Source organism: Microbacterium sp. Leaf320, from assembly GCF_001423485.1.
Taxonomy (GTDB): Bacteria; Actinomycetota; Actinomycetes; order Actinomycetales; family Microbacteriaceae; genus Microbacterium.
Genome location: NZ_LMOD01000002.1, coordinates 44,288 through 68,680, shown reverse-complemented (window position 1 = coordinate 68,680; position 24,393 = coordinate 44,288). Strand labels below are relative to the sequence as shown.

Here is a 24,393-nt window from a genome sequence, read left to right as displayed (position 1 = left end):
CGGATGCGGCATCCCCTGCCGGGTGAATCTCCAGGTTCACCGAGCAGAATGTACAAACGTACATGTACGTGCGTACAGGCATGACAGCACAGGGGGATCCGCATGAGCGAGGGCACACGCCGCCGCCGCGACCCTGAGGCGCGCCGTCTGGAGATCGTCACCGCAGCCGCAGAGCTCATCATCGAGATCGGCGTCGATGCGCTCACCCACCGCAAGGTCGCCGCGCGTGCAGGAGTGCCGCTCGGTGCGACGACGCAGTACTTCGCCACGCTCGACGACCTGCGCGAGGCAGCCATCGGCGCGCTCGCCGCCGAGATCGAGGCGCGCATCGACGAGACCCGCCGTGCGGTGGTGGTCGAGGGCGTCACCCCCGCGGGCCTCGCGAAGCTGGTGCATCGGGGCCTCACAGATGCACGGGCGATCCAGGCAGACCGTGCCGTCGTCACCGCCGCCGTGCACGACCCGCGGGTCCGACAGTTCGCACGACTCTGGTCCGACGAGATCGTCGGCTTCATCGCCCCCGTTCACGGAGTCGACAGGGCCAGGGCCGCCGCCGTCTTCATCGACGGCGTACTCTGGCACTCTCAGATCCACGACGAGCCGCTCGACGAAGAGCTCATCCGCGACGCCCTCGCCGGGATCCTCACTCCTCCTCCGGCGTCCCCCTCCGCATCCGCCGCCGCAGCATCCGCCTGATCCGATCGAGAGAGAATCCGCCTTGTCGAACCTCGCCGTCCTGAGTCTCAAGAACCGCGCCCTGATCGCACTGATCACGATCGTCGCGGCCGTGTTCGGCGGACTCGCTCTGACGAACCTCAAGCAGGAGCTCATCCCGTCGCTCGAGCTGCCCAACCTGATGGTCATGACGACGTACCCCGGTGCGTCGCCCGAGGTCGTCGAGAACGACGTCTCGACGCCCATCGAGTCGGCGATCCAGGGTGTTCCCGGGCTCGAGGGGACCACCGCGACGAGCACGACCAACGCGTCGATCGTGCAGGCGACCTTCGCCTACGGCACGAACCTCGCGACGGCCGAGCAGAAGATCCAGCAGGCGATCAACCGCATCTCGGGTCAGCTGCCCGACGACCTGAGTCCGCAGGTGCTCGCGGTGTCGATCGACGACTTCCCCGTGATCCAGGTGGCTGTGACCGGATTCGACGACGCCGAGAACGCGCAGGCCGAACTCACGAGCGTGGCCATCCCCGAGCTCGAGGACGTCGACGGCGTCAACGCCGCACAGCTCATCGGAGGCGTCGGACAGCGCATCACGATCACGCCCGACGTGGCCGCGCTGGCCGCGGTGGGGGAGAGCACCCAGGCGATCAGCACGGCCCTGGAGCAGAACGGCACGCTGTTCCCGGGCGGCGACATCACCGAAGACGGCCAGACCCTGACGGTGCAGACCGGTGCGAAGATCACCTCTGTCGAGGAGATCGCAGCCCTTCCTCTGGTCGGCACGACCGCCACGGTCGGGGACGTCGCGACCGTCGTGCAGGAGACCGACCCGATCTCGTCGATCTCGCGCGTCGACGGCGAGGACGCCCTCTCGATCTCGATCACCAAACTGCCCGCCGCGAACACGGTCGAGGTGTCTCAGGGTGTCATCGCCGCGCTCGACACGATCGAAGAGGCCTTCCCCGACGCGAAGTTCACCATCATCTTCGACCAGGCGCCCTTCATCCAGCAGTCGATCGAGACGCTCGCGACCGAGGGTCTGCTCGGGCTCGTCTTCGCGGTGATCGTCATCCTCGTCTTCCTGCTGTCGATCCGCTCGACTCTCGTGACGGCGATCTCGATCCCGACGAGCGTGCTGATCACCTTCATCGGGCTGCAGGCCTTCGGCTACTCGCTCAACATCCTCACCCTCGGCGCACTCACGATCGCGATCGGACGAGTGGTCGACGATTCGATCGTCGTGATCGAGAACATCAAGAGGCACTACGTCGGCGATGCCGACAAGGGTGACGCCATCCGACTCGCCGTGCGCGAGGTGGCGATGGCGGTGACGTCGTCGACCATCACGACGGTCGCCGTGTTCCTGCCGATCGTGTTCGTCGGTGACATGGTCGGAGAGCTGTTCCGGCCGTTCGCGATGACGGTGTCGATCGCGATGGTGGCCTCGCTGCTCGTGTCGCTGACGATCGTCCCGGTGCTCGCGTACTGGTTCCTGCGCCCGGGCAAGCCGCTGCTTGACGAGAACGGCGTGCAGATCGATCCCGAGCACCCGGATGCTCCGCCGACGCGCCTGCAGAGCGCCTACCGCCCGATCCTGGGGTGGACGCTGAAGCACTCCGGTCTCACCGTGATCCTCGCCGTCGTGGTGCTCGGAGCCACGCTCGCCGCGGCCCCGCTGATGAAGGTCAACTTCCTCAGCGACTCGGGCCAGAACACCATGACCGTCACGCAGGACCTCGGTCCGACCGCGAGCCTCGAGACCAAGTCGGAGGCTGCCGTCGCCGTCGAGGACGCGCTGCTCGAGATCGACGGCGTCACCACCGTGCAGGCCTCGATCGGCTCGAGCGGATCGGCACTGCGCGACGCGTTCTCGGGCGGAGCGGGCGTGACCTACTCGGTGCTCACCGATGCGGACGCCGACCAGGAGAAGCTCCGTACAGCTGTGCAGGACGCGATCGAAGACCTCACGGATGTCGGAGAGGTGTCGGTCGCCGCATCAGCCGGTCTCGGCTCCAGCGACATCGAGATCTCGGTCACCGCGTCGAACGCCGACGACCTGCAGACCGCCACCACCGCCGTGGTCGACGAGCTCGAAGGACGCGACGGCATCGGCAAGGTCACCGACAACCTCGCGGCCGCGCTGCCCTACCTGGCCGTGGTCGTCGACCGCGACGCCGCAGCCGCGCGTGGACTGTCCGAGGTGGCCGTCGGCGCACTCGTGTCGAACACGATGCGTCCCCAGCAGGTGGGCACGGTCGAGATCGACGACACCGCGCTGACGATCTATCTCGCCGCCGCCGAGCCGCCGACCACCGCGCAGGCGCTGCGCGAGCTCACGATCCCGAGTGCGCTCGGCGTCGTGCAGCTGCAGGACATCGCGACGGTCGAGGAACGCAACGGCCCGACCTCGATCACCACCGAGCAGGGACGCCGCACCGCGACGATCACCGTGCCCCCGGCATCCGACAACCTCGCCGTGGCGACGCAGTCGGTCACCGAGGCGCTCGCCGCCGTCGACCTGCCAGACGGTGCGTCCGCCGAGGTCGGTGGCGTCGCGACGCAGCAGGCCGACTCGTTCTCGCAGCTCGGTCTCGCGATGCTCGCCGCGATCCTGATCGTCTACGTCGTGATGGTGGCGACGTTCAAGTCGCTGCGCCAGCCGCTGCTGCTGCTCGTATCGGTGCCGTTCGCAGCGACCGGCGCGATCCTGCTGCAGATCGTCACGGGTGTGCCGCTGGGGGTGGCCTCGCTGATCGGTGTGCTGATGCTCATCGGCATCGTGGTCACGAACGCGATCGTGCTCATCGACCTGGTGAACCAATACCGAGAGAAGGGGCTGTCGACCCTCGACGCGGTCAAGGCCGGTGGTGAGAAGCGTCTGCGCCCCATTCTCATGACGGCGCTCGCGACGATCCTCGCACTCACTCCGATGGCGCTCGGGATCACAGGTCACGGCGGCTTCATCTCGCAGCCGCTCGCGATCGTCGTGATCGGCGGACTGCTCTCGTCGACGGTGCTCACGCTGATCGTGCTTCCGACGCTCTACAACCTCGTCGAGGGCGCGAAGGAGCGGCGGCAGGCGCGCAAGGCGGGTTCGGGTGGCGACGGCTCTGCGCCGGTCGACGGTGACGAGCCGACCGGCGGCCCTGTGCCCGCGGGCGCTCTGGCGCCGGCCGGTGCTGGTTCCGGTGCCGGTGCCGGTTCCGGTGTCGGTGCGGGTTCCGGTGTCGGTGCCGGTGCCGGTGAGTCCGGCCTGCCGCACGCGCCGCAGCTGACCCGTCGGGAGATGCGCGAGCGCGGCGAGTAGCCGCCTGCCCGTGTTCCGTTCTCAGCACGACTGAGCCTGACGCCCACCCGGAATCGTTTTCCGGGTGGGCGTCAGCCGTTTTCTGCTGAGTTGTGCACGCGGTGCGCGCCATAACGCGGAGATCCGGGGCCGGGTCGGTGCAGAGCGGGGCGGGCGCGGCCGAGCTCAGTCGAGCGTGATGCCCCACTCGAGGGTCCAGGTCTCGCCCGGGGCGAGGCGCCGCAGGCCGACACCGCTGTTCAGTGCATCGGCGGGAGCGGTCATGGGCTCGATCGCCACCGCAAGGGACTGCCCGGGGTACTTGTCGGTCGTGTAGACCTGCACGAAGTCGAAGCCCGTGCCCTGCCAGAGGGTGAGGCGGCGGCCGTCGGGGGCGGTCAGCGAGTGCCGCACGAGTCCGTCGGGGTCGCGCTCGAGGTCGGTGAACCCGGTGTCGAGGTCGACGTCTCCGAGGCGGGCGCCGTCGCGCAGCGCGGCATCCGCGGGCTGCGCGCCCGTGGGCAGCATCCGCTCGTCGGTCGTGATCTGGGTGTGAGCCGGCACGCGCAGCACGAGATCGTGCGGGTCGACGTCGCCGATGGTGACGAACGGATGCGTGCCGAGAGCGACCGGTGCCGCCGTCGCCGAGAGGTTCGTCAGCGCGTGCGTGACGTCGATGCCGTCGGAGCGCAGCACATAGGTGACGCTCGTCTCGATCAGGTAGGGGTAGCCGGTCTGCGGCACGATCGTGGCGCTCAGCGTCGTCGCAGACGCGGTCTCCTCGATGCCGTAGGCGGTGAAACGCAGAAGCCCGTGACTCGCGTTGCTGAACTTCGGCTCGGTGATCGCCAGCTGACGCTCCTTGCCCTCGTCGTTCCAGCGGCCGTCTCGTACGCGATTCGGCCAGGGCGCGAGCACGACTCCCGAGCACGATGGCGTCGGAGAGTCGGCCGGATACGGCGAGATCAGGTCGACCGAGCCGATGCGGAGCGATCGGAGGGATGCGCCGACCTGGGCGATCTGGGCGCTGACGTCGCCGAGCTGGAGGTGCACCTGGGTGCCGGTGGGGGATGCGGAGTTCACCCCGCAATCGTATGGCGAGGTGTGAGTGCCAGTGGACTGGGCGGATTTTCAGGAGCGACCGCTACACTTGATGGGTCGGCTTCGGACACCCGTGCAATGCGCGGACGTTTTTGTGTAAGAAGTGTGAGTCCAGGGGCCGATGGTGAGCGTCGCTCGACGCTAATCAACCATCACATGAATGGCCCCGGCCGCTGACAGTCCGGACAACCCCGCGTGGTCGCATCCGATCGCGCGCAGGGATACCGCGCGTGTGCGCGGCGCCGTTCTCGTGCGAGAACTCAGAAGGACACACCCATGCCCAAGAACAAGAAGCCGCGCGGCGGCCGTCCCGCCGCCAACTTCGAGCCGCGCTATGGCGCGAACAAGACCTCGTTCCACGATCGCCACGCCGGCGGCCGTGACGCCGGTCGCGACACGCGCGATTCCCGCGACGTTCGCGGCGGACGCGCGGATGCCGGTGAGCGCCGCACCGCGACCTCCGGTTTCGACCGTCGCCCAGGCAGCCGCAGCGCGAGCCACCGCGGCTACCGTCCCGCCGAAGAGGGCGCGCCCAAGCAGCGCTGGAGCGCTCAGGAGCGTGCGGGTCGCGACGAGTCGCGCGGCATCCGCAACCGTGCCGAGTCGGGTCGCCGTGAGGCACCGCACAATCGCGACGACCGCCCGCGCTACAGCGACCGCTCCTCCGCGGGCTTCGACCGTCCGCGTCGCGATGACCGCGGCGGCCAGCGTCCGACCGGTCCCGGTACGTACCGCGACGAGCGCGGCGGCCAGCGTGACGAGCGTCCGCGCCGTGACGACCGCGGTGCGGGCACGCAGCGCCAGGGCTTCCGCGACAACGATCACCGCGATGGCGGACGCCCTGGCCGTGACGACCGTCGTGACCAGCGCTCCGGTGGCTTCCGCGATGATCGCGGCGGCCAGCGCTTCAACCGCGACGACCGCCCGCAGCGCGATGACCGCGGCGCGTCCGAGCGTCCGCGCTTCAACCGCGACGACCGGCCTGCCCGTTCGGGCGACCGCACCGAGCGTCCGCGCTTCGACCGTGCGGCATCCGAGCGTCCCCGCTTCGACCGTGACGACCGTCCTCGTCGTGACGACCGTGGCGCAGGCCCGCGTCGTGATGACCGCGGTGGCTCTGAGCGCTCCTACGACGCCGACCGTGCGCGTCGTGCCTTCGACCGCGACCGCACCCAGCGTTCGATCGAGGGCGGCCGCGACGAGCGTTCGCGTCCCTCGACCGGTGGCGCGTACCGCACCGAGCGTCCGCGCCCGCTGACGTCGGACACCCGCGGGCGACCGGCGCGCAACGAGCGACCCAGCCGCAACGACTGGAACGCCACATCGAGCGCGGCACCCGCCAAGAAGTTCGAGCCGACGGATGACGTCGTGCACGAGCGCCTCGAGGCGAAGTCCGTCGCTGCCGTCGAGGTCGACGGTGTGACCTTCGGCGACCTCGGTCTCGGATCGAACATCGTCGAGACACTGGTCGGCATGGGCGCGGCGACGCCGTTCCCGATCCAGGCCGCCAGCATCCCGGCCGTTCTGGAGGGGCGCGACGTCCTCGCTCGTGGCCGCACCGGCTCCGGCAAGACCATCGCCTTCGGCGCACCGCTCGTCGAGCGCGTGCTGCAGTCGCAGGCCGGCAAGCGTCGTGAGTTCGGTCGGTCGCCGCGCGCGATCATCCTCGCTCCGACGCGTGAGCTCGCGCTGCAGATCGACCGCACGATCCAGCCGATCGCCCGCAGCGTCGGCCTCTTCACCACGCAGATCTACGGTGGCGTGCCGCAGGGCCGTCAGGTGGGTGCGCTGAAGAAGGGTGTCGACATCGTCATCGGCACGCCCGGTCGTGTCGAGGACCTCATCAACCAGGGCAAGCTCGACCTCTCGGACTGCCGCATCGCGGTGCTCGACGAGGCCGACCACATGTGCGAGCTCGGATTCGTCGAGCCTGTGCAGCGCATCCTGCGTCACACCGCCGACGGCAGCCAGAAGCTGCTCTTCTCGGCCACCCTCGACCGTGAGGTCGCGGCTCTCGTCGACGAGTTCCTCGTCGACCCGGCCGTCTACGAGGTCGCCGGTGAGGACCAGGACTCGAGCACCATCGAGCACCGTGTGCTCGTGATCGAGCACCGCGACAAGGCCGACATCCTCACCTCGCTCGTCGACCGCGAGGGCAAGACTCTGGTCTTCGCCCGCACCCGTGCGTATGCCGACATGCTCGCCGAGCAGTTCGACGACGCCGGCATCCCCGCGGTCTCGCTGCACGGTGACCTCAACCAGGCCAAGCGCACGCGCAACCTCGAGCGTCTGACCTCGGGGCGCGTGAACGTGCTCGTCGCGACGGACGTCGCCGCCCGCGGCATCCACGTCGACGACATCGACCTGGTCGTCCAGGCCGATGCTCCCGACGAGTACAAGACGTACCTGCACCGCTCGGGCCGTACGGGCCGCGCCGGTCGTTCGGGCCGCGTCGTGACGCTGATCACGCGTCAGCGCCAGCGTCGCATGACCGAGCTGCTGGAGCGCGCCGAGATCGACGCCCCGTTCGAGAACGCGCGCATCGACGATGACCTGATCGAAGAGATCGCCGGTCGCGTGCCGACCGCGGCAGACCTCACGGCCTGACCCGTCACGCTCGAAGGCCCCGTCCCCGCATCTGCGCGGGCGGGGCCTTCGTCGTACGTCGCGTGGCGCGGCGTGGGCTGGCTCGGCGTGGCGTGGGCTGGCTCTTATCGGAGGGTCGGTGCGAAGGAGAACTCACGCTTCGCAGGACGGATGCGCGAGATCGCTCCTTCGGAGCGTGAGATCTCCTGCAGAGCGTGAGATCTCCTGCAGAGCGTGAGATCTCCTGCAGAGCGTGAGATCTCCTTCGGAGTATGCGGTCTCTTGCAGAGCATGCGACCTATCTCGGAGCCCTGCGTCGGAGCGCGCGGAGTGCGACACCTCCTCGGGAGGAGATCTGCTCCTCAGGCGGAGGATTCGGCGCGGAATCTCCTCCCGAGGCGCAGTTCTCCTCCCTGGGGAGAGGCGCGCGGACCGGGGAAGAGGCGACGGCAGGAGGCAGATGCTGCGCGGCTACGGATGCCGCAGGCTGCGGCTCGACTCAGCCGAGTTCGTGCTCGTGGATCGCCGTGGTCAGGGTCGTGCCGTTGAGGTCGAGGTAGAGCACCTGCTCGGTGACGGTGAGGGTCATGGTGTTGCGGCGCTCGATGAGCGGTGCAGCCGAGTCGATGAAGCCGGGGTCGAAGCTGTAGACGCGGATGTCCTCGGAGCGGTGGATGCGCTTGTCGGCCCACGGGGCCATGACCTTCACCGGGTCGCGGTGCGTGTAGACGACGGTGCGCTCGGCGAGGCGGCTGCCATAGTGCAGCCGCTCGGCATCGGGGGCTCCGATCTCGATCCACGCGGTGGTCTGTCCGGTGAGGTCGCGCACCAGAACCGCCGGTTCGTCGGTCTGCGAGATGCCACCGCCGAACGTGATGCCCTCGGTGAACTCGAGCCCGTAGGCGAGCACGCGGGTGAGCATGTACGCATCGGTCTCGGACGGATGCCGTGCCACGCGCAGTGAGAAGTCGTCGTACACACCACGATCCATGTCGGCCAACTGGACCTCGAACGTGTGCATTGTGGAGCCGATAGCCATAACGTCCGAGCCTACGCGCCCCGGAGGCACCGTACGAACCTCGCCGGCTCGCACTCGGCGCCTCGCCGAACGCGCCGATCGGCGGTCAGAACAGCATCGGCTGCGCCGGGGAGGGCGCAGGAGCGAACGCGGGCGCCGGGCGTCCGTGCGGGGCGGAAGCCCGGATGCCCCGCACCGGGTAGTCGTCTTCGTGCTGCCCGTCGAGCCCGTGCATCCGGATCAGAGGCCGGGCCCGTTTCGCGAGCCACTGCCGATATCCCTTCGGCGCCTCGGCCGAGACACCGGGATAGAGCCCTCGATACGACGAGACGAGATCGGGTCGGAACTCGCCGAGCCACTGCATGAACCAGGGCTTCACGCCGGCGCGGAGGTGCAGCGCGCCGTAGATCACGCGACTCGCTCCGGCCTCTTTGATGCGGCGCAGAGCGGCGTCGATCGCCTCGACCGAGTCGGTCATGTGCGGCATGATCGGCATCAGGAAGACGGTGACCCGGAAGCCCGCATCCCGCAGCGCTCGCACGGTGTCGAGCCGCGCCTGTGTCGTCGGGGTGCCGGGTTCGATCGCCTTCTGCAGCTCGTCGTCGTACATCGCGATCGACATCTGTATGTCGACGGGCACCCGCTGCGCGGCCTTCACCAGCAGGGGGATGTCGCGCCTGATCAGCGTGCCCTTCGTGAGGATCGACATCGGCGTGCCCGAGGCGGCGAGGGCGTCGATGATCCCCGGCATCAGCGTGTAGCGCCCCTCGGCGCGCTGATACGGATCCGTGTTCGTCCCGAGCGCGACGGTCTCGTGCTCCCAACTGCCCTTGCGCAGCTCTCTCTGCAGCACGTCGACGACGTTGACCTTCACGACGATCTGCGAGTCGAAGTCCGATCCGCCGTCGAGGTCGAGATACTCGTGCGTTCCGCGAGCGAAGCAATATACACATGCATGACTGCATCCGCGGTAGGGATTGATGGTCCACGCGAAAGGCATGCGCGAAGCGCCCGGAACGTGGTTGAGTGCGGACTTCGACAGCACCTCGTGGAAGGTCATGCCCGCGAAATCGGGCGTCGTCACCGTGCGGAGGACGTTCGAGCGGTTCTCGAGTCCGGGCAGCGCTGCGGCATCGACGTCACCGAGCTTCTGTCCCTGCCACCGCATGACAGACATTCGAACATAGAAACGACAGTGGCGTCAACCCGGCTGGGATATATGTTCTATCGGACTTAAGGGACAATGGGAGCATGTACTTCGCGCCGCAGCCTCAGCATGCGGCGCCGCGTTCCCCGATTCGCGGACCCGCGCTGCCCATCGGTCTTGCGGTGACCGCCGTCGGCATCCTGCTGTCGATCGCCGGCGCGCCCATCGCGAACTCGGCGGCGGAGGAGGCGGCGATGCCGCAACCGCTCGTCGTTCAGGAGGTTCCCTCGGTCGAGGTCGGCGCGACCACGGCGGCCGACCCGTGCTCGGAACCGAGCGTGCTGGAGGCGATCGCGGTGGCCGATGATGCGGCGATCATCGCCGGCTTCGGCGGTGCGGAGAGCTTCCGCGCAGCCGTCATCGCCGGCAATGCGCCGTGCGTGGCGCTCGACGACCCCGCCCATGTCTGGGTGGTCGTGAACAAGGCGCGTCCGCTCGCACCCGTCGCCTTCGCCCCGCAGTCGCTCGCGGACATCCCGCTGCAGATGACGACCGCGTCCGGTCAGGCGCGCGCCGATGTCGCCTCGGCGGTGGGTGAGATGGCCGCTGCCGCGGCAGCCGAGGGTGCGGGGCGCATCGGGGCGAACAACGGCTACCGCTCGTACGATCTCCAGGTGGCGACCCATGCCTCGCACGTGCGCAACAGCGGGCAGGCCGGTGCGGATGCGTCGTCGGCGCGGGCCGGGCACAGCGAGCATCAGACCGGGCTCGCCATCGATCTCGTCGCCTGCGATGCCCGGTGCGGGGCGATCGAGGCGTTCGGCTCCACGGCGCAGGGGGAGTGGATCGCGGCGAACGCCTGGGAGTACGGATTCATCGTCCGCTACGAGCAGGTCGGCTCCGGCATCACCGGATACAAACCCGAGCCCTGGCACCTCCGGTACCTCGGGCGAGACCTCGCAGCCGCGTACCACCACGGTGGATATCACACGCTCGAGGAGTTCTTCGGGCTCCCCGCAGCACCCGACTACACGCACTGAACGCAGGGCCGAACGTCGTCTGGACGGTCGCATTGCGGCATCCGACAATCGCGGTACCCAGTCCCACTGATTGTGGGATGCATTCTCACAACGGGCTGTCCCGGTGTCGGTGAACCGGCATAGAATCGCCGGAGCAATGACGCACGAACGTTCAGGAGGACGCAATGGAACGCGACATCTACGAAGAGGATCACGAGGCATTCCGCGACCTCGTCAAGGACTTCGTCAAGCGCCACGTGACCAATGAGGCGATCGAGGGGTGGGACGCCGCGGGTGAGATCGACCGGGCGACCATGCTGGCAGCCGGCGAAGCGGGCCTGATCGGTCTGTCCGTCCCCGAGGAGTTCGGCGGTGCCGGCATGCTGCAGGACTACCGCTTCCGCACGATCGTGATGGAGGAGGTCATCGCCTCGGGCGCGGGTTCGCTGGCGGGCGCCTTCGGCATCCAGGACGACCTGGCCGTGCCCTACCTCGTGCACATGGGCACGCAGGAGCAGAAGGAGAAGTGGCTGCCCCGCATGGCCACGGGTGAAGTGCTCGGCGCTCTCGCGATGACCGACCCGGGTGCGGGCTCGGACCTCCGCGGCATCAAGACCAACGCCAAGAAGGTCGACGGCGGCTACATCCTCAACGGAGCCAAGACGTTCATCTCCTCCGGTACGACCGCCGACGTCGTGGTGACCTTCGTCAAGACCGGCGAGGGCAACCGTCCCGACGCGTTCAGCCTGCTGCTCGTCGAGAAGGGCATGGAGGGCTTCGATCAGGGCAAGAAGCTCAGCAAGATGGGCTTCCACGGCTGGGACACGGCCGAGCTCAGCTTCACCGACGTGTTCATCCCCGACGAGAACCTCATCAGCGGCAAGGAGGGTCAGGGATTCATCCAGCTGATGCTCAACCTGCCTCTCGAGCGCCTCTCGATCGGGGTCGCCGCGGCCGCGGCCGCGCAGGCCGCCCTCGACTGGACCGTCGCCTACACGAAGGACCGCGAGGCGTTCGGCGAGCGCATCGCCGACTTCCAGAACACCCGCTTCCGGCTCGCCGACATGGCCGCGACCACCGACGCGATGTGGGCGTACATCGACCGCGCGCTGCTCGCCTACAAGAACAGCACGCTCACCGCCGAGGATGCCGCGAAGGTCAAGTTCTGGGCTACCGAGCGCGAGTGGGAGGTGCTCGACACGGGTGTGCAGCTTCACGGCGGCTACGGCTACATCATGGAGTACCCGATCGCCCGCGCCTTCACCGATGCCCGGGTGCACCGCATCTACGGCGGCACGAACGAGATCATGCGCGACCTCGTCGGTCGTCAGATCGTCGGCAAGCGCTGACGCATCGTCTGCAGAAGGGCCCAGGATGCCGTCATCCTGGGCCCTTCGTCGATAGTCACGGGGCCGAACTGAGGAACAGAAGCCCGGGCAGGCGGGCGGTCGCGCAGCTGCGGGGAAGGCCGGCCGATCGCCGGGTCAGCGGGGCAGACGGGCGCCGACACCCGCGCGGCGCAGCCGGTCGGCGATCAGGATGCCGAGGGCGGTGCCGCCGAGGCAGCTCGCGAGCGTGATCGCGAAGAACGTGATCTGCAGGCCCAGGTCGAAGGTACCGAGGTTGAAAGACGTCCACGCGAGGATCGGATAGACGATGCCGACGATCGCCGCGCCGAGGTAGTGCAGCCAGGTTCCCCAGTACCGCCAGAGCACGAACAGGAAAGGGAGCTCGGTGAATGCCGCCCACCAGACGTTCGTGGCCACGCTGCTGAAGCCGTATCCCGAGAACGGGACGATCACGAGGCCGGCGAGGAGCCCCACCAGCAGCCCGACCAGCGGGCGCTGCAACAGGCGCAGGGCGATCACCGATGGCAGCAGCCAGAGCCCGGCCAAGCCCACGCTGACGAACGGGAGGCCGAGGAACAGGAGCGTCGAGATCCAGTTGGCGGGTGCCAGCAGGATGCCGCCGGCGACGCCGAGCGCGGCGCACGTCAGCAGGATCGCGGTCGGGAATCGGAAGCGCGAGCGACCGCCGCCGCTGCGGGGTCGATTCTGCATCGCGGAGGGAGATTCGGGGTGCGTTTCTGACCCCGCGCCGGCGGGCGACTCCGCATCGGGTGTCGGGTGTGTTTCTGACCCCGCGCCGGCGGGCGACCCCGCACCGGGCGCCGGGTGTGTTTCTGACCCCGCACTGGCCGGCGACCCCGCGTAGGGGTTCGGGCGCGCGTCATCCGCCCCGCTCATGCGAGGGGCTCGGCAGCGGCGTCGCGGGCGGTCTTCGAGGCGGGGGAGGATGCGCCGATCTTCCAGTAGCCGCAGAAGCTGACGGCGTTCTTGTCGACACCGCGCTCGCCGACGAGGTGTTTGCGGGCGCCCGAGGCGAGCGACTGCTCGCCCGCGGCATAGGCATGGAACGGCGCATCGGGCAGCGACAGCTCGCCGAGTCGGGCGAGGGCGAACGTGCCGGGGGCGAACTCATGCGGACGCACGAGCCAGACGACGTCGATCCCGGCTGGGTGCGGGAACTCCAGTGCATCCTCCCGAGTGGGCACCTCGATCAGCGCCGTGCCGGTCGAGTCCGCAGGGAGCGAGGCGCAGATCGAGGCGATCGCCGGCAGCGCCGTCTCGTCGCCCACGAGAACGACCCGCTCGGTGCCGCGCTGTGGATTGAACGTGAGTCCCTCGTCGATGATCAGCACGTGCTCGCCGGGTTCGCACGTCTCGGCCCACCGCGATGCCGGGCCGGCCGTGCCGTCGGCGGCGGATCCGTGCAGTACGAAGTCGACGTCGATCTCGGCGCCGGCCTCCGCGGTCGCCGCGCGATACGCCCGCACGCTGTAATTGCGCATCACCGGACGCTCGCCGTCGGGGATGCGCAGGAACTTCAGGTAGCCGAACATCTTGTTCGCCTTCGCGGGCACCCGGTCGAGGCCGGCGTCTCCGCCGATCGGCAGGAACAGCCGGAACCACTGATCGAAGCCCATGGGTCGGAACCTCTCGATCTCGCCTCCGCCGAGCGTGACCCTGATCCAGTGCGGGGCGAGCCGTTCGGTGCGCACGACGCTGAGGTGGATGAGCTCGGCCGACTCGGGCTTGACCAGTTTGCTGAATGCCATGCGGGCGCCTTTCAGGGCAGCTGCCAGGGGAAGAACAACACGAAGATCGCGGTGGATGCGGCGATCGAGGCGGCGACGAAGACGGTGTCGCGCGTGCGGAACGGCACGAGGTGGCGTTCGGTGCGCGTGGTGTGGGCGCCGAAGGCGCGGGAGTCCATCGCGAGAGCGACGCGCTCGGCGTGGCGGATGGCTCCAGCGAGCAGCGGCACGATGTAGCCCCATCCTCGGGCGATCCTCGCGAACGGTCCGCTGCCGCCATGATGACCGCGTACACGGTGCGCTGCTCGGATCACGGACAGCTCATGCCCGAACCGTGGCACGAACCGGAAGGCGGCGAGCGCCGTGTATCCGATCCGATAGGGTACCCGCAGCTGCTGCACGCTCGCGCGCACGAGGTCGGGTCCGGTGGTGGTGAGGCCGCCGATCAGCGCCAGGGAGATGATCGCGCCGAGGCGGAGGGCTGTGGCGAAGCCGATCGCGAGCGCCCCCTGGTACAGCGTCCAGTCGCCGATCTGCAGGGCCGGCGGGGTGTCGCCGACGATGCCCGCGTCGACCCACAGCGAGAAACCGAGACCGATCGCGAGCATGCCCACGGGCAGTGCGACGAACAGCAGCGCTGCGGTGCGCACCGTGAGCCGCGCCCCCACGATGATCAGAGCGAGCGACAGCACCAGGAAGGCGGCCGGGGTGGCGAGGTCTCTCACGAAGATGAGCACCAGCATGGCCGGCGCGACGCCGGCGACTTTGGCCAGCGGATTCAGGGCGTAGAGGAACTGGCGGGGAGAGGACGCGGTGACCGCGGCATACGGGTCGAACGTCTGCGCGCTCATGCGATCGCCCGCCCTGCGGCGGCGAGCACGCGCTGGAGCGCCGGGAGCCGGAGCCCGGCCTCGACGAAGGGCGTCTCGTCGCGGAACAGCACGTCGGTTCTGTCCGCGGCGTGTACGCGACCGTCCTTCAGGACGACGGTGTGCGAGGCATGCTCTGCGACGAGCTGCAGGTCGTGCGTCACGATCAGGATCGTCGTGCCCTCGTCGCGCAGGTCGTGCAGCAGCGCGAGCAGCTCGGATGCTCTGGCGCGGTCCTGTCCGAACGTCGGCTCGTCGAGCGCGAGCACCTGCGGGCGGGTGATCAGCGCCGTGCCGACCGAGAGGCGTCGCTTCTCTCCGCCCGAGAGCAGGAACGGATGCACGTCGGCTTTGGCCTCGAGCCCGAACCGCGCGAGCATCGAATCGACGCGCTCGGTGACCTCGACATCCGGCGTGTGTCTCAGTCGCAGTCCGTGGGCGAGCTCGTCGAAGACCGTGTGGGCGATGAACTGGTGCTCGGGATTCTGGAACACGAAGCCGATGCGGCTCGCGAGCTCTCTCGGTGACGCCGCCCCCGGGTCGACGCCGTCGACGTTCACCTGCCGCTTCGGCGGCGGAACGACCCCGGCGAGCGACTGCAGCAGCGTCGTCTTGCCCGCACCGTTCGTGCCGACGATGGCCGTGAGGGTTCCCGGCGCGATGTCGAGGTCGATGCCGTGCAGGATCTCGGTACGGTGGCGGCGGACGGTCAGACCACGGGCGCTGATGATCGGTGTGCTCACGGCCGGGGCAGAGCCGGGACGTTTCGTCTCGTCGCTGCGCTCCTCGCTCAACGAACGAGTGCTGTCCTCGGTCGTCGGGCGGGTGCTGTCGCCGGTCGTCGGGCGGGTGTTCTCCTCGGTCGTTGAGCGAGCGGAGCGAGTCGAAACGGAGTGGACAGTGGCTGCGGCCAGCGCGGCGGCGAGCTCGTCCGGCGTGAGGGGCAGCTCGTCGAAGTGCGCGCCGGCATCCTGCATCCGGAGTGCGGCGAGCGTCGCTGCAGGCAACCAGACCCCCATTGCGACGAGCTCTGCGGCATTCGTGCGGATGACGTCGGCTGGCGGCCCGTCGAAGACGACGCGACCCGCGTGATCGATGACGATCGTGCGGGTGAGGAACCCCATCGCCGCGTCGAGGTTGTGCTCCACCAGCAGGATCGACCGGTCGCCGGCGGCGACCACGTCGGTGAGCGCGGCGTAGACGTCGTCGATGCCCTGGGGATCGAGGTTCGCGGTCGGCTCGTCGAGCACGATCAGAGGGGATCCCATCGCCAGCGCGCAGGCGATCGCGAGACGCTGACGCCCGCCCCCCGAGAGACGGTCGGGGTTCTCCTGGCGCCTGTCCCACAGGCCGACGCGGCACAGGGCGTCTTCCGTTCGCGCGCCCACCTCGTCGAGCGTCAGCAGCAGATTCTCGGGGCCGAACGCGACCTCGTCGTACACGCTGCCCGTGACGATCTGCGCATCCGGATCCTGGAAGACCATCGCGACGTGGGTGCTCAGCGTGGCGGTGAGGGTGTCGGCGGTGTCGAGCCCACCGGCTTCGACCGACCCCGTCATGGTCGCGGGCACGGCATGGGGGATCAGTCCGTTGAGTGCGAGCGTCAGCGTGGACTTTCCCGAACCGGAGGGGCCGAGAAGCAGCACGACCTCGCCGGGGTGGATGTCGAACGAGACCTCTTCGGGTGAGGGGTGCGCGGCATCGGCGTGCGTGATCGAGAGGTCACGCACGCGGAGAAGAGGCGCGGATGAGCGCACGGCATAACCCCGGTTCAGCGGATCGGTACCGTTCTAACTTAGCTGAGCCTTACCTGATTCACCACGCGCCGGATTCCGGGTGATCGGCGTCAACGGCGGGCAACGCCCGCACGGCTCAGGGCGCTGCCGATCGCCAGCCCCACGGCTGTCCAGGCGATGGGTCCGAGCACGGCGATCAGGAGATAGGCGATCTGCACCCACGGTGCGAACGTCGCCAGGTCGACCGCGAAGAAGACGACGACGGCCACGATCAGGCCGATCACGCCGGCTGAGATGAAGAAGCGCCAAGGGCCCCAGGAGCGGTAGCGGGTGAGCGCGGCGATGCCCTCCTGGATCGCCCCGAACAGCAGCGCGGTGCCGATGAATCGCAGTGTCCAGGCCGGATTGAACGCGCTCGAGATGAGAGCGGCGATGACGTGCGTGACGAGTGCCACGAGCGGTCGGCGCAGCACCTCCTGCGCGATGATCCCGGGTAGGACGTGCGATCCGAGAACGAGTCCGTACAGATAAGGCGTGAGCAGGATCACACCGGGAGTGATGAGGCCGGCGATCCCCCCGAGCATGCCCGTGGCGACGCCGATCGCGGCGCAGACCAGCAGCACGCGGGTCGTCAGGACGGGGGAGGATGCCACTCCTCCAGCCTACTGTCGACCATTGGCGAGTCGGCTGGCCGTTCGGCCAGGAAAAATCCCTGACTCTGGTGTGTAGACGGAAGCCCGGCGTAGCTTGAGCGGCGGTGCGGCAACGCAGTCGCACGAAGATCATCGGGAGAAGCACATGGGTCGAACACCCCTCCGGATGGCAGCGGCCACCACCTTGGCAACGCTGTTCATCGCATCGACGGCAACCGCAGGCTACGCAGGCACGGAGGAGGTGACACACCCCACTCCGGTCGAAGGCACGCCCGGGCACTACATCGTCGTGCTCAAGTCCGATCCTCTGGCCAGCTACACCGGCGACGTCAACGGACTCAAAGCCACGAAGCCCGCCGAGGGCGAGCAACTCGAGACGCAGTCGCAGGACTCGCAGCGCTATGTGCAGCATCTCGAGACCGAGCAGCAGACGGTCGCCCAAGAGGCAGGCGTCACTCCCGAGAACACGTATCAGGTGGTGCTCAACGGCTTCAGCGCCGAGCTCTCGGGCGAGCAGGTCGACAAGCTCCGTGCCTCGAAGGACGTCTACGGCGTCTACCCCGACTTCATCCGACACCCTGACGCGCAGACATCGACGGACTTTCTCGGGCTCGGTGACGACAAGAAGGGTCGCGGCGGAGTCTGGCAGCAGACCGGCGGGGTCGACAAGGCCGGCGAGGGCGTCGTCGTCGGTGTCATCGACACCGGCATCGCTCCCGAGCATCCGTCGTTCGAGGGCAAGAAGCTCAAGAAGCAGCCGAAGAACGACAAGCGCCACAAGGGCGGCCAGCCCTACACCGACGGCACCTTCGTCTACTTCGACAAGTCGGACGGCGGTCAGTTCCGGGGCACGATGGTCGAGGCCCAGGAGTGGGACAAGGGCGACTACTCGTCGAAGCTGATCGGAGCCCAGTACTTCTACACCGGCGCGGAAGCGGCAGGCTTCGACTTCCAGTACGACTACCTCTCGCCGCGCGACGGCGACGGTCACGGTTCGCACACCGCGAGCACCGCGGCCGGCAACTTCGGCGTGAAGGCCTCGATCGAGGACGTCGACTTCGGCAAGGTCTCGGGCGTCGCGCCCGGTGCCAAGGTCGCGGCCTACAAGGCCTGCTACGTCGGTCCCGACGAGGCCGTCACGACCGACGACATCTGTGCGGGCAGCGACCTGATCGCCGCGATCGACCAGGCGGTGGCCGACGGCGTCGACGTGATCAACTACTCGATCGGCGGCGGTGCGGCCTCCACCGTGCTCGCCCCCGAGGACATCGCGTTCTTCAACGCGGCAGCGGCCGGCGTCTTCGTCGCCACCAGCGCCGGCAACGACGGACCCGACTCCGTCACCGCCGACCACGCCTCACCCTGGTACACGACGGTCGCGGCATCCACGATCCCGACCTGGGAGGGCACCGTGCAGTTCGACGGCTTCGCCCAGGCCGGCGCATCGGTGAGCGTGCCGTTCGGCACCACCGTCACGGGTCCCTCGATCTACGCCGGTGACGTACCCGCCGCCGGTCAGGCGGCCGCCGACGCGGCGCTGTGCCTTCCGGGCAGCATCGATCCGGCCAAGGTCACCGGCCACATCGTGGTCTGCGACCGCGGCGGCAACGCCCGCGCCGAGAAGTCGCAGGTCGTGAAGGATGCCGGCGGCATGGGCGTCGTGCTCGTGAACGTGCCCGGTGGCGCGGACTCGCTCGACAACGACTTCCACGCCGTTCCGACCGTGCACCTCGCCTCGGTGCACCGCGCCGCGGTGCTGGCCTACGTGCAGGGCGGCACCGACCGTCCGATCACGCTCGTGGGCGAGAACACCACCGGTGTCGTGACGCCGGTGCCGCAGATCGCCGGATTCTCGAGTCGCGGACCGATGCTCGCCGACGGCAGTGACATCATGAAGCCGGACATCGCGGCCCCCGGTGTGGCGATCCTCGCGGCGACGCAGAACGCTCCGGGCGAAGCACCGACCTTCGGCATCCTGTCGGGTACGTCGATGGCCTCGCCCCACATCGCCGCCCTCGCCGCGCTCTACCTCGGTGAGCGCCCGAACGCGAAGCCCGCCGAGATCAAGTCCGCGATGATGACGACCGCGTACGACACCGTGAACGCCGACGGCTCTGCGAACAAGGATCCGTTCCAGCAGGGTGCCGGTCAGGTCGATCCGAAGCGCTACTTCAGCCCTGGCCTGCTCTACCTGAACGACGTGCCCGACTGGGCGGCGTTCCTCGAGGGCAAGGGCCTGGCGGAGTTCGACGGCGTCGAGCCGATCGACGGCAGCGACTTGAACGTCGCATCGTTCTCGATCGGATCGCTGGCGAGTGCGCAGACCGTCACCCGCACGGTCACCGCGACCGAGAAGGGCACGTTCACGGCATCCGTCGATCTGCCCGGCGTCGCCGTGACGGTGCAGCCGTCGACGCTGACCTTCGACAAGCCGGGCCAGACGGCGACCTACACGGTCACGTTCGACAACCAGAGCGCACCGGTCGAGCAGTGGGCGACCGGATCGCTCACCTGGACGAGCAAGAAGAACACGGTGAGGTCGCCGATCGCGGTGTTCCCGGTCACGGCGGATGCCCCTGCCGAGGTCGAGGGCACAGGAGTCGACGGATCGACCACGGTCGACATCACTCCCGGCGTCGACGGAGCACTCGCTCTCGCCCTGTCGGGTCTCACGCCGTTCTCGCTGCTGGAGGACCCGGACGGACGCGTCGTCGGCCACTCGGGTGACGAGGCATCGGGAGACGCGAACAAGGACGTGTCGTGGATCGTCGACGTGCCGGAGGGCACGACGCTCTCGCGCTTCGACCTCGACTCGTCTGATGACACCGGCAGCGACCTCGACCTGACGGTCTATCGGGTCGTGAGCGCCGACGACCTGCGCTACTACGAGCGCTGGCAGTCGGCGACGGGGTCGGCTGACGAGCAGGTGACGCTGGCGGCTCCGACGGCCGGCACGTATCTGGTCGTCGCCAACGTGTACTCGACGTCGGCGCCGATGACGTGGGACATGACCTACGCCAACGTGCAGCCCGCAGGCGAGGGATCGCTGACCGCGACCCCGAACCCGATCGACGCTGTTCGCGGTCAGGCGACGAGCTACGAGCTCAGCTGGACCGGCCTGACCGCCGGCACCCGCTACCTGGGACTCGTGCAGTACGGCGAGTCGGATGTGCGGACGATCGTCACGGTCGACGCGCAGTAGCGGTCTACGCGCCGCTCGGGTCGTTGAGCGAGCAGCGAGACGAAACGCGGTGGGCATGCAGGATCAGCTCACCGCGTTTCGTCTCGGTCGACTCCGTCGTCCTCGCTCAACGACCGGGGATGGGCGGATCAGATCCTCCGGCCCCGTGGCATCAGGCGCACGTCGGGCAGGGGCGGAGCGGGGATGCGCACGTCGTGCCCCTCGACGATTCCGAACCGGGCGGAGGCCGCCTCCCACTCGGTGCGCGCCTCGACGATCTCCTCGTGCGTGCGGCCGGCGAAGTTCCACCACATGACGATCTCGTCGTCGAACGGCTCGCCGCCGATCAGGAAGACCAGTGCGCCCTGGGTGCTGGCGACCTCGATGCCCTCCCTCGAATCGCCGAGGTAGAGCATGTCGTTCTGCGTCATCTCATGTTCTGCGACCGAGACGTCGCCCTCGACGAGCATGATCGCGTGCTCCCAGTCCTCCCGCAGAGGCAGTCGCACGTGGGCGCCGGCGGGGATCACGATCTCGGCGCCGACGATCGGGGTGTGCACGGTCGCCGGCGAGGTCGTGCCGGCGAACTCGCCGAGCACGACGGTGGCCGCGGCATCCGCACCCCGGTGGGCCGAGAGGGCGACAGTCGGGAGATCTGTGTGCCGTTCGAAACCGCCGGCCCCCTGACGTGCACCGTCGGGGAGCACGACCCAGAACTGCAGGGCGTCGAGCGGGATCGGGTCATCGCCGATCGAGTACTCCGAGTGCGAGATGCCATTGCCGGCGGTCATCAGGTTCAACTGGCCCCGACGGAGGTCGGCGTCGCTGCCGAGCGAATCCCGGTGACGGATCTCGCCGACGAGCGGCCAGGTGACCGTCTGCAACCCGATGTGCGGGTGCGGCTCGACGCGCATCCTGGTGTCCGCCGGTCCGAAGCGGTCGAGGAAGCACCAGGCGCCGATCGTCGGCAGGTTGCGATGGGGGAGCACGCGCAGCACGTTCATCCCCCGCACTCCGCCGAGCGGAACCTCTCGCGGCTCGAGCACGAGTCGGCGTTCGCCGATCGTCGGTGCGGCGCCGTGGGCGGATCCGCTCGCGATCTCGGTCATCCGATTCTCCTTCGCTGGGGTGCGTCTGCGCACGGTCGCGCGAGCGGACTCATAGGCTCGGCGGATGAACGCTCGACGCTCTCCCATTATCCTGCTCGCCCTCGGCGCATCGGCGGTGCTGCTGTCCGGATGCGCCACCGGTGGAGACGCCGGCTTCTGCGGCCCGCTGATCGATGACACCCAGACGTCGGCGGCCGCCTTCTCGCCGCTGATCCCCGGGATGAACACCGAGGGAGACGTGACGGCGCGGCTCGCGCTCATGGAGAAGGTCGAGCCGACGCCCGAGCTCGCCGACGACCTCGAGACGTGGAAGGGATACCTGACGGTGGCGTCGGAGTCCATCACCGATGACGTCACGGCGATGATCACCGCGTACGACGACGACGTCAAGGCGGCGGGCGAGGCGCTCTTCGACTACTACAACGGCACCTGCATGCAGTAGCAGTCGAGGACGATCGGGCCCGGTGCTCAGGCCTCGGTCGGCGCGGTGCCCGGCCGCTTCGGCCACCGGATCTCGGCTCCTGCGATCTCATGGGTCGTGAGGTACTTCGCGATGTACGGGCAGAGCGGCACGATCGCGTCGCCGGATGCCGCGGCATCCGTCAGCGCCCGCTCTGCGAGGATGCTCGCGAGGCCCTGACCCTGGAAGGCGGGGTCGAGCTCGGTGTGGATGAAGCGGATCGCCCCGGGCCGCAGCTGGAACTCGGCGTAGCCCGCGAGCGCGCCATCCGTGCGGATCTCATAGCGGGACTCGTCGTCGTTGCGGGTGACGGTGATATCGGTCATCGAGCGCTCCTTCGGGTGTCTGCGTCCAACCTACGCCCGCTGAGTTGTGGACGGGCGGGCCGAGGTCGGCGGGGGTCGTTACGCTGGAGGGATGCCGCAGACTCCCCGTGACCCGTACGAGGATCTGCCGTACGCAGACGAGCCGTGGGACGGCGCCGAGTGGGAACCCTCGGAGCCGCCGGAGCCCATGGACTGGGTGCCGCAGGGTGCAGGCTACGAGCCGCCGCTCGATTGGGGGCCAGGACCGGTCACGCCGGTGGGACAGACGACGACGGCATTCGCCGCGCCGGCTCGACGCGCTGCGCCCAGCCGCTACCCGAGCGCGGGTGAGGCGCTGCACACGGTCTTCGGATACGACGAGTTCCGCGGCGACCAGGCGGCGATCGTCGAGCACGTGATCGGCGGCGGCGATGCCGTCGTGCTCATGCCGACCGGTGGTGGCAAGAGCGTCACGTACCAGGTGCCGGCACTCGTCCGCGAGGGCACGGGGCTCGTGGTCAGCCCGCTGATCGCCCTCATGCACGACCAGGTCGACGCCCTGCGGGCAAACGGCGTCAGTGCGGCGTATCTCAACTCCACGCAGTCGATCGACGAGCGCCGCGAAGTCGAGCGGGCGTATGTCGCGGGCGAGCTCGATCTCATCTACGTCGCCCCCGAGCGGCTGTCGTCGCCGCAGACGACGGCTCTGCTGCAGCGGGGAACCCTCAGCGTCATCGCGATCGACGAGGCGCACTGCGTGTCGCAGTGGGGTCACGACTTCCGACCCGACTACCTCGCACTCGGCGACCTCGGCGAGCGGTTCCCCGGGGTGCCGCGCATGGCGCTCACGGCCACCGCAACCCGCGCGACGCACAAGGAGCTCACCGAGCGACTGCGCCTCGGCGACGCCAAGCACTATGTGGCGAGCTTCGACCGCCCCAACATCCAGTACCGCATCGTGCCCAAGGTCGATCCGCGCAAACAGCTCGTCGCCTTCATCCGTGCGCAGCCCGAGGGCTCGGTGGGAATCGTCTATGCGCTGAGTCGCAAGTCCGTCGAGCAGACGGCGACCTATCTCGCGGCGCAGGGCTTCGACGCCCTGCCGTACCACGCGGGTCTCCCCGCCGAGGTGCGGGCGAAGAACCAGTCGCGCTTCCTCCGCGAAGACGGCGTCGTCATGGTCGCGACGATCGCCTTCGGCATGGGCATCGACAAGCCCGACGTGCGGTTCGTCGCCCATATCGACCTTCCCAAGTCCGTCGAGGGGTACTACCAGGAGACCGGGCGCGCGGGTCGAGACGGCGAACCGTCGATCGCCTGGATGGCCTACGGCCTGGGCGACGTGGTGCAGCAGCGCCGCATGATCGACCAGAGCCCTGGTGACCGCACGTTCAAGATGCGCCTCGGGCAGCACCTCGACGCGATGCTCGCCCTGTGCGAGACGGTCGAGTGCCGCAGGCAGAACCTGCTCGGCTACTTCGGCCAGGAGTCCCAGCCCTGCGGCAACTGCGACACGTGCCTGGAGACCACCGAGACCTTCGACGGGCTCATCCCCGCGCAGAAGCTGCTCTCGACGATCGTGCGGCTCAAGCGTGAGCGCAACCAGTCGTTCGGCGCCGGACACCTGATCGACATCCTCCGGGGAGCCTCGACCGAGCGCATCCGGCAGCAGGGGCACGAGAAGGTCGCGACCTACGGCATCGGCGCAGACCTCTCGGATCAGGACTGGCGCAGCGTCGTCCGGCAGCTGCTCGCCCGCGGCATCATCGTGGCGCAGGGAGACTACGGCACGCTCGCCCCGGGCGAGCAGTCGGCCGGCGTGCTGAAGGGCGAGACGCCCGTGCCGCTGCGCAAGGACACGATCGGCCGACCGGCATCCACCCCGCGGGCTCGCAAGGCGAGTGCGGCGGATGCTCTGGATGCGGCCGACCGCGGACTCTTCGAGGCGCTCCGCGCGTGGCGCGCCGAGACGGCTCGGGAGGAGGGCAAGCCGGCATACATGGTCTTCGGCGACGCGACGCTGCGCGCGCTCGCCGAGCACCGCCCGGCCTCGCTCGCCGAACTCGACGGCATCACCGGAATCGGCGCCAAGAAGCGCGACGGCTACGGCGAAGGCGTGCTGGCGGTCATCGCCTCCGCCTGATCGCGCGC

The 24,393-nt window shown here is 68.8% G+C and carries 18 protein-coding genes; 8 read left to right on the top strand and 10 right to left on the bottom strand.

Annotation, left to right across the window (positions count from 1 at the left end; genetic code table 11):
• Nucleotides 1-102: 102 nt before the first annotated feature.
• Together ASF63_RS05045 and ASF63_RS05040 are read left to right on the top strand one after the other, a co-directional pair.
• On the top strand, nucleotides 103-696 hold the full coding sequence (locus tag ASF63_RS05045) for a TetR/AcrR family transcriptional regulator (RefSeq protein ID WP_056510359.1): 594 nt from the start codon (nucleotides 103-105) through the stop codon (nucleotides 694-696).
• 22 nt (nucleotides 697-718) lie between these two features.
• A complete protein-coding gene (locus ASF63_RS05040) occupies nucleotides 719-3,982 on the top strand; it encodes an efflux RND transporter permease subunit (protein ID WP_056510358.1) in 3,264 nt (1,087 codons plus the stop codon).
• Nucleotides 3,983-4,147: 165 nt separating this feature from the next.
• Here the strand turns inward: ASF63_RS05040 and ASF63_RS05035 are convergent, their stop codons facing one another.
• A complete protein-coding gene (locus tag ASF63_RS05035; protein WP_056510356.1) occupies nucleotides 4,148-5,044 on the bottom strand; it encodes an aldose 1-epimerase family protein in 897 nt (298 codons plus the stop codon).
• A 294-nt stretch (nucleotides 5,045-5,338) separates the two neighbouring features.
• Here ASF63_RS05035 and ASF63_RS05030 point away from each other — a divergent pair, with 294 nt between their 5' ends.
• Nucleotides 5,339-7,669 carry a DEAD/DEAH box helicase gene (locus ASF63_RS05030; protein ID WP_056510355.1) on the top strand — a complete coding sequence of 777 codons (2,331 nt, stop codon included), beginning with the start codon at nucleotides 5,339-5,341 and terminating at the stop codon, nucleotides 7,667-7,669.
• 478 nt (nucleotides 7,670-8,147) lie between these two features.
• On the opposite strand, the gene ASF63_RS05025 is transcribed toward ASF63_RS05030, so the two are convergent.
• Nucleotides 8,148-8,687, bottom strand: coding sequence for a YaeQ family protein (locus ASF63_RS05025; RefSeq protein WP_056510353.1), 540 nt, complete (start codon nucleotides 8,685-8,687; stop codon nucleotides 8,148-8,150).
• Nucleotides 8,688-8,772: 85 nt separating this feature from the next.
• A complete protein-coding gene (locus tag ASF63_RS05020) occupies nucleotides 8,773-9,834 on the bottom strand; it encodes an Rv2578c family radical SAM protein (RefSeq protein WP_056510351.1) in 1,062 nt (353 codons plus the stop codon).
• Nucleotides 9,835-9,917: 83 nt separating this feature from the next.
• Between ASF63_RS05020 and ASF63_RS05015 the strand changes: the two genes are divergently transcribed.
• Nucleotides 9,918-10,853: a D-alanyl-D-alanine carboxypeptidase family protein gene (locus tag ASF63_RS05015; RefSeq protein ID WP_056510349.1), complete on the top strand. Its 936-nt coding sequence runs from the start codon at nucleotides 9,918-9,920 to the stop codon at nucleotides 10,851-10,853.
• A gap of 164 nt (nucleotides 10,854-11,017) precedes the next feature.
• Complete coding sequence (locus tag ASF63_RS05010; protein WP_056310070.1) at nucleotides 11,018-12,181, top strand: acyl-CoA dehydrogenase family protein; 1,164 nt, start codon at nucleotides 11,018-11,020, stop codon at nucleotides 12,179-12,181.
• 135 nt (nucleotides 12,182-12,316) lie between these two features.
• Here ASF63_RS05010 and ASF63_RS05005 read toward each other — a convergent pair whose 3' ends face one another.
• From ASF63_RS05005 to ASF63_RS04985, 5 genes are all read right to left on the bottom strand, one after another.
• Complete coding sequence (locus ASF63_RS05005; RefSeq protein ID WP_056510346.1) at nucleotides 12,317-12,892, bottom strand: ECF transporter S component; 576 nt, start codon at nucleotides 12,890-12,892, stop codon at nucleotides 12,317-12,319.
• Between the two features lie 182 nt (nucleotides 12,893-13,074).
• The gene (locus tag ASF63_RS05000) at nucleotides 13,075-13,950 is read right to left on the bottom strand and encodes a siderophore-interacting protein (RefSeq protein WP_056510344.1); all 876 of its coding nucleotides are present in this window, start codon (nucleotides 13,948-13,950) and stop codon (nucleotides 13,075-13,077) included.
• Nucleotides 13,951-13,961: 11 nt separating this feature from the next.
• Nucleotides 13,962-14,780, bottom strand: a complete 819-nt coding sequence (locus ASF63_RS04995) for an energy-coupling factor transporter transmembrane component T (RefSeq protein ID WP_056510342.1) — start codon at nucleotides 14,778-14,780, stop codon at nucleotides 13,962-13,964.
• Complete coding sequence (locus tag ASF63_RS04990) at nucleotides 14,777-16,555, bottom strand: ABC transporter ATP-binding protein (protein WP_056510340.1); 1,779 nt, start codon at nucleotides 16,553-16,555, stop codon at nucleotides 14,777-14,779. Before ASF63_RS04990 ends, ASF63_RS04995 begins: the two co-directional genes overlap by 4 nt.
• Nucleotides 16,556-16,644: 89 nt before the next feature.
• Entirely contained in the window at nucleotides 16,645-17,187 is a 543-nt protein-coding gene (locus ASF63_RS04985; protein WP_056510338.1) for an ECF transporter S component, read from the bottom strand.
• A 145-nt stretch (nucleotides 17,188-17,332) separates the two neighbouring features.
• Here ASF63_RS04985 and ASF63_RS04980 point away from each other — a divergent pair, with 145 nt between their 5' ends.
• Complete coding sequence (locus tag ASF63_RS04980; protein WP_082477842.1) at nucleotides 17,333-20,389, top strand: S8 family peptidase; 3,057 nt, start codon at nucleotides 17,333-17,335, stop codon at nucleotides 20,387-20,389.
• Nucleotides 20,390-20,517: 128 nt separating this feature from the next.
• Here ASF63_RS04980 and ASF63_RS04975 read toward each other — a convergent pair whose 3' ends face one another.
• On the bottom strand, nucleotides 20,518-21,477 hold the full coding sequence (locus ASF63_RS04975) for a pirin family protein (protein WP_056510334.1): 960 nt from the start codon (nucleotides 21,475-21,477) through the stop codon (nucleotides 20,518-20,520).
• 64 nt (nucleotides 21,478-21,541) lie between these two features.
• Here ASF63_RS04975 and ASF63_RS04970 point away from each other — a divergent pair, with 64 nt between their 5' ends.
• Nucleotides 21,542-21,919 carry a hypothetical protein gene (locus tag ASF63_RS04970; RefSeq protein WP_056510332.1) on the top strand — a complete coding sequence of 126 codons (378 nt, stop codon included), beginning with the start codon at nucleotides 21,542-21,544 and terminating at the stop codon, nucleotides 21,917-21,919.
• Between the two features lie 26 nt (nucleotides 21,920-21,945).
• Here the strand turns inward: ASF63_RS04970 and ASF63_RS04965 are convergent, their stop codons facing one another.
• Nucleotides 21,946-22,263, bottom strand: a complete 318-nt coding sequence (locus tag ASF63_RS04965) for a GNAT family N-acetyltransferase (RefSeq protein ID WP_056510330.1) — start codon at nucleotides 22,261-22,263, stop codon at nucleotides 21,946-21,948.
• A 91-nt stretch (nucleotides 22,264-22,354) separates the two neighbouring features.
• Here ASF63_RS04965 and recQ point away from each other — a divergent pair, with 91 nt between their 5' ends.
• A complete protein-coding gene (gene recQ, locus ASF63_RS04960) occupies nucleotides 22,355-24,385 on the top strand; it encodes a DNA helicase RecQ (protein ID WP_056510328.1) in 2,031 nt (676 codons plus the stop codon).
• Nucleotides 24,386-24,393: the final 8 nt, after the last annotated feature.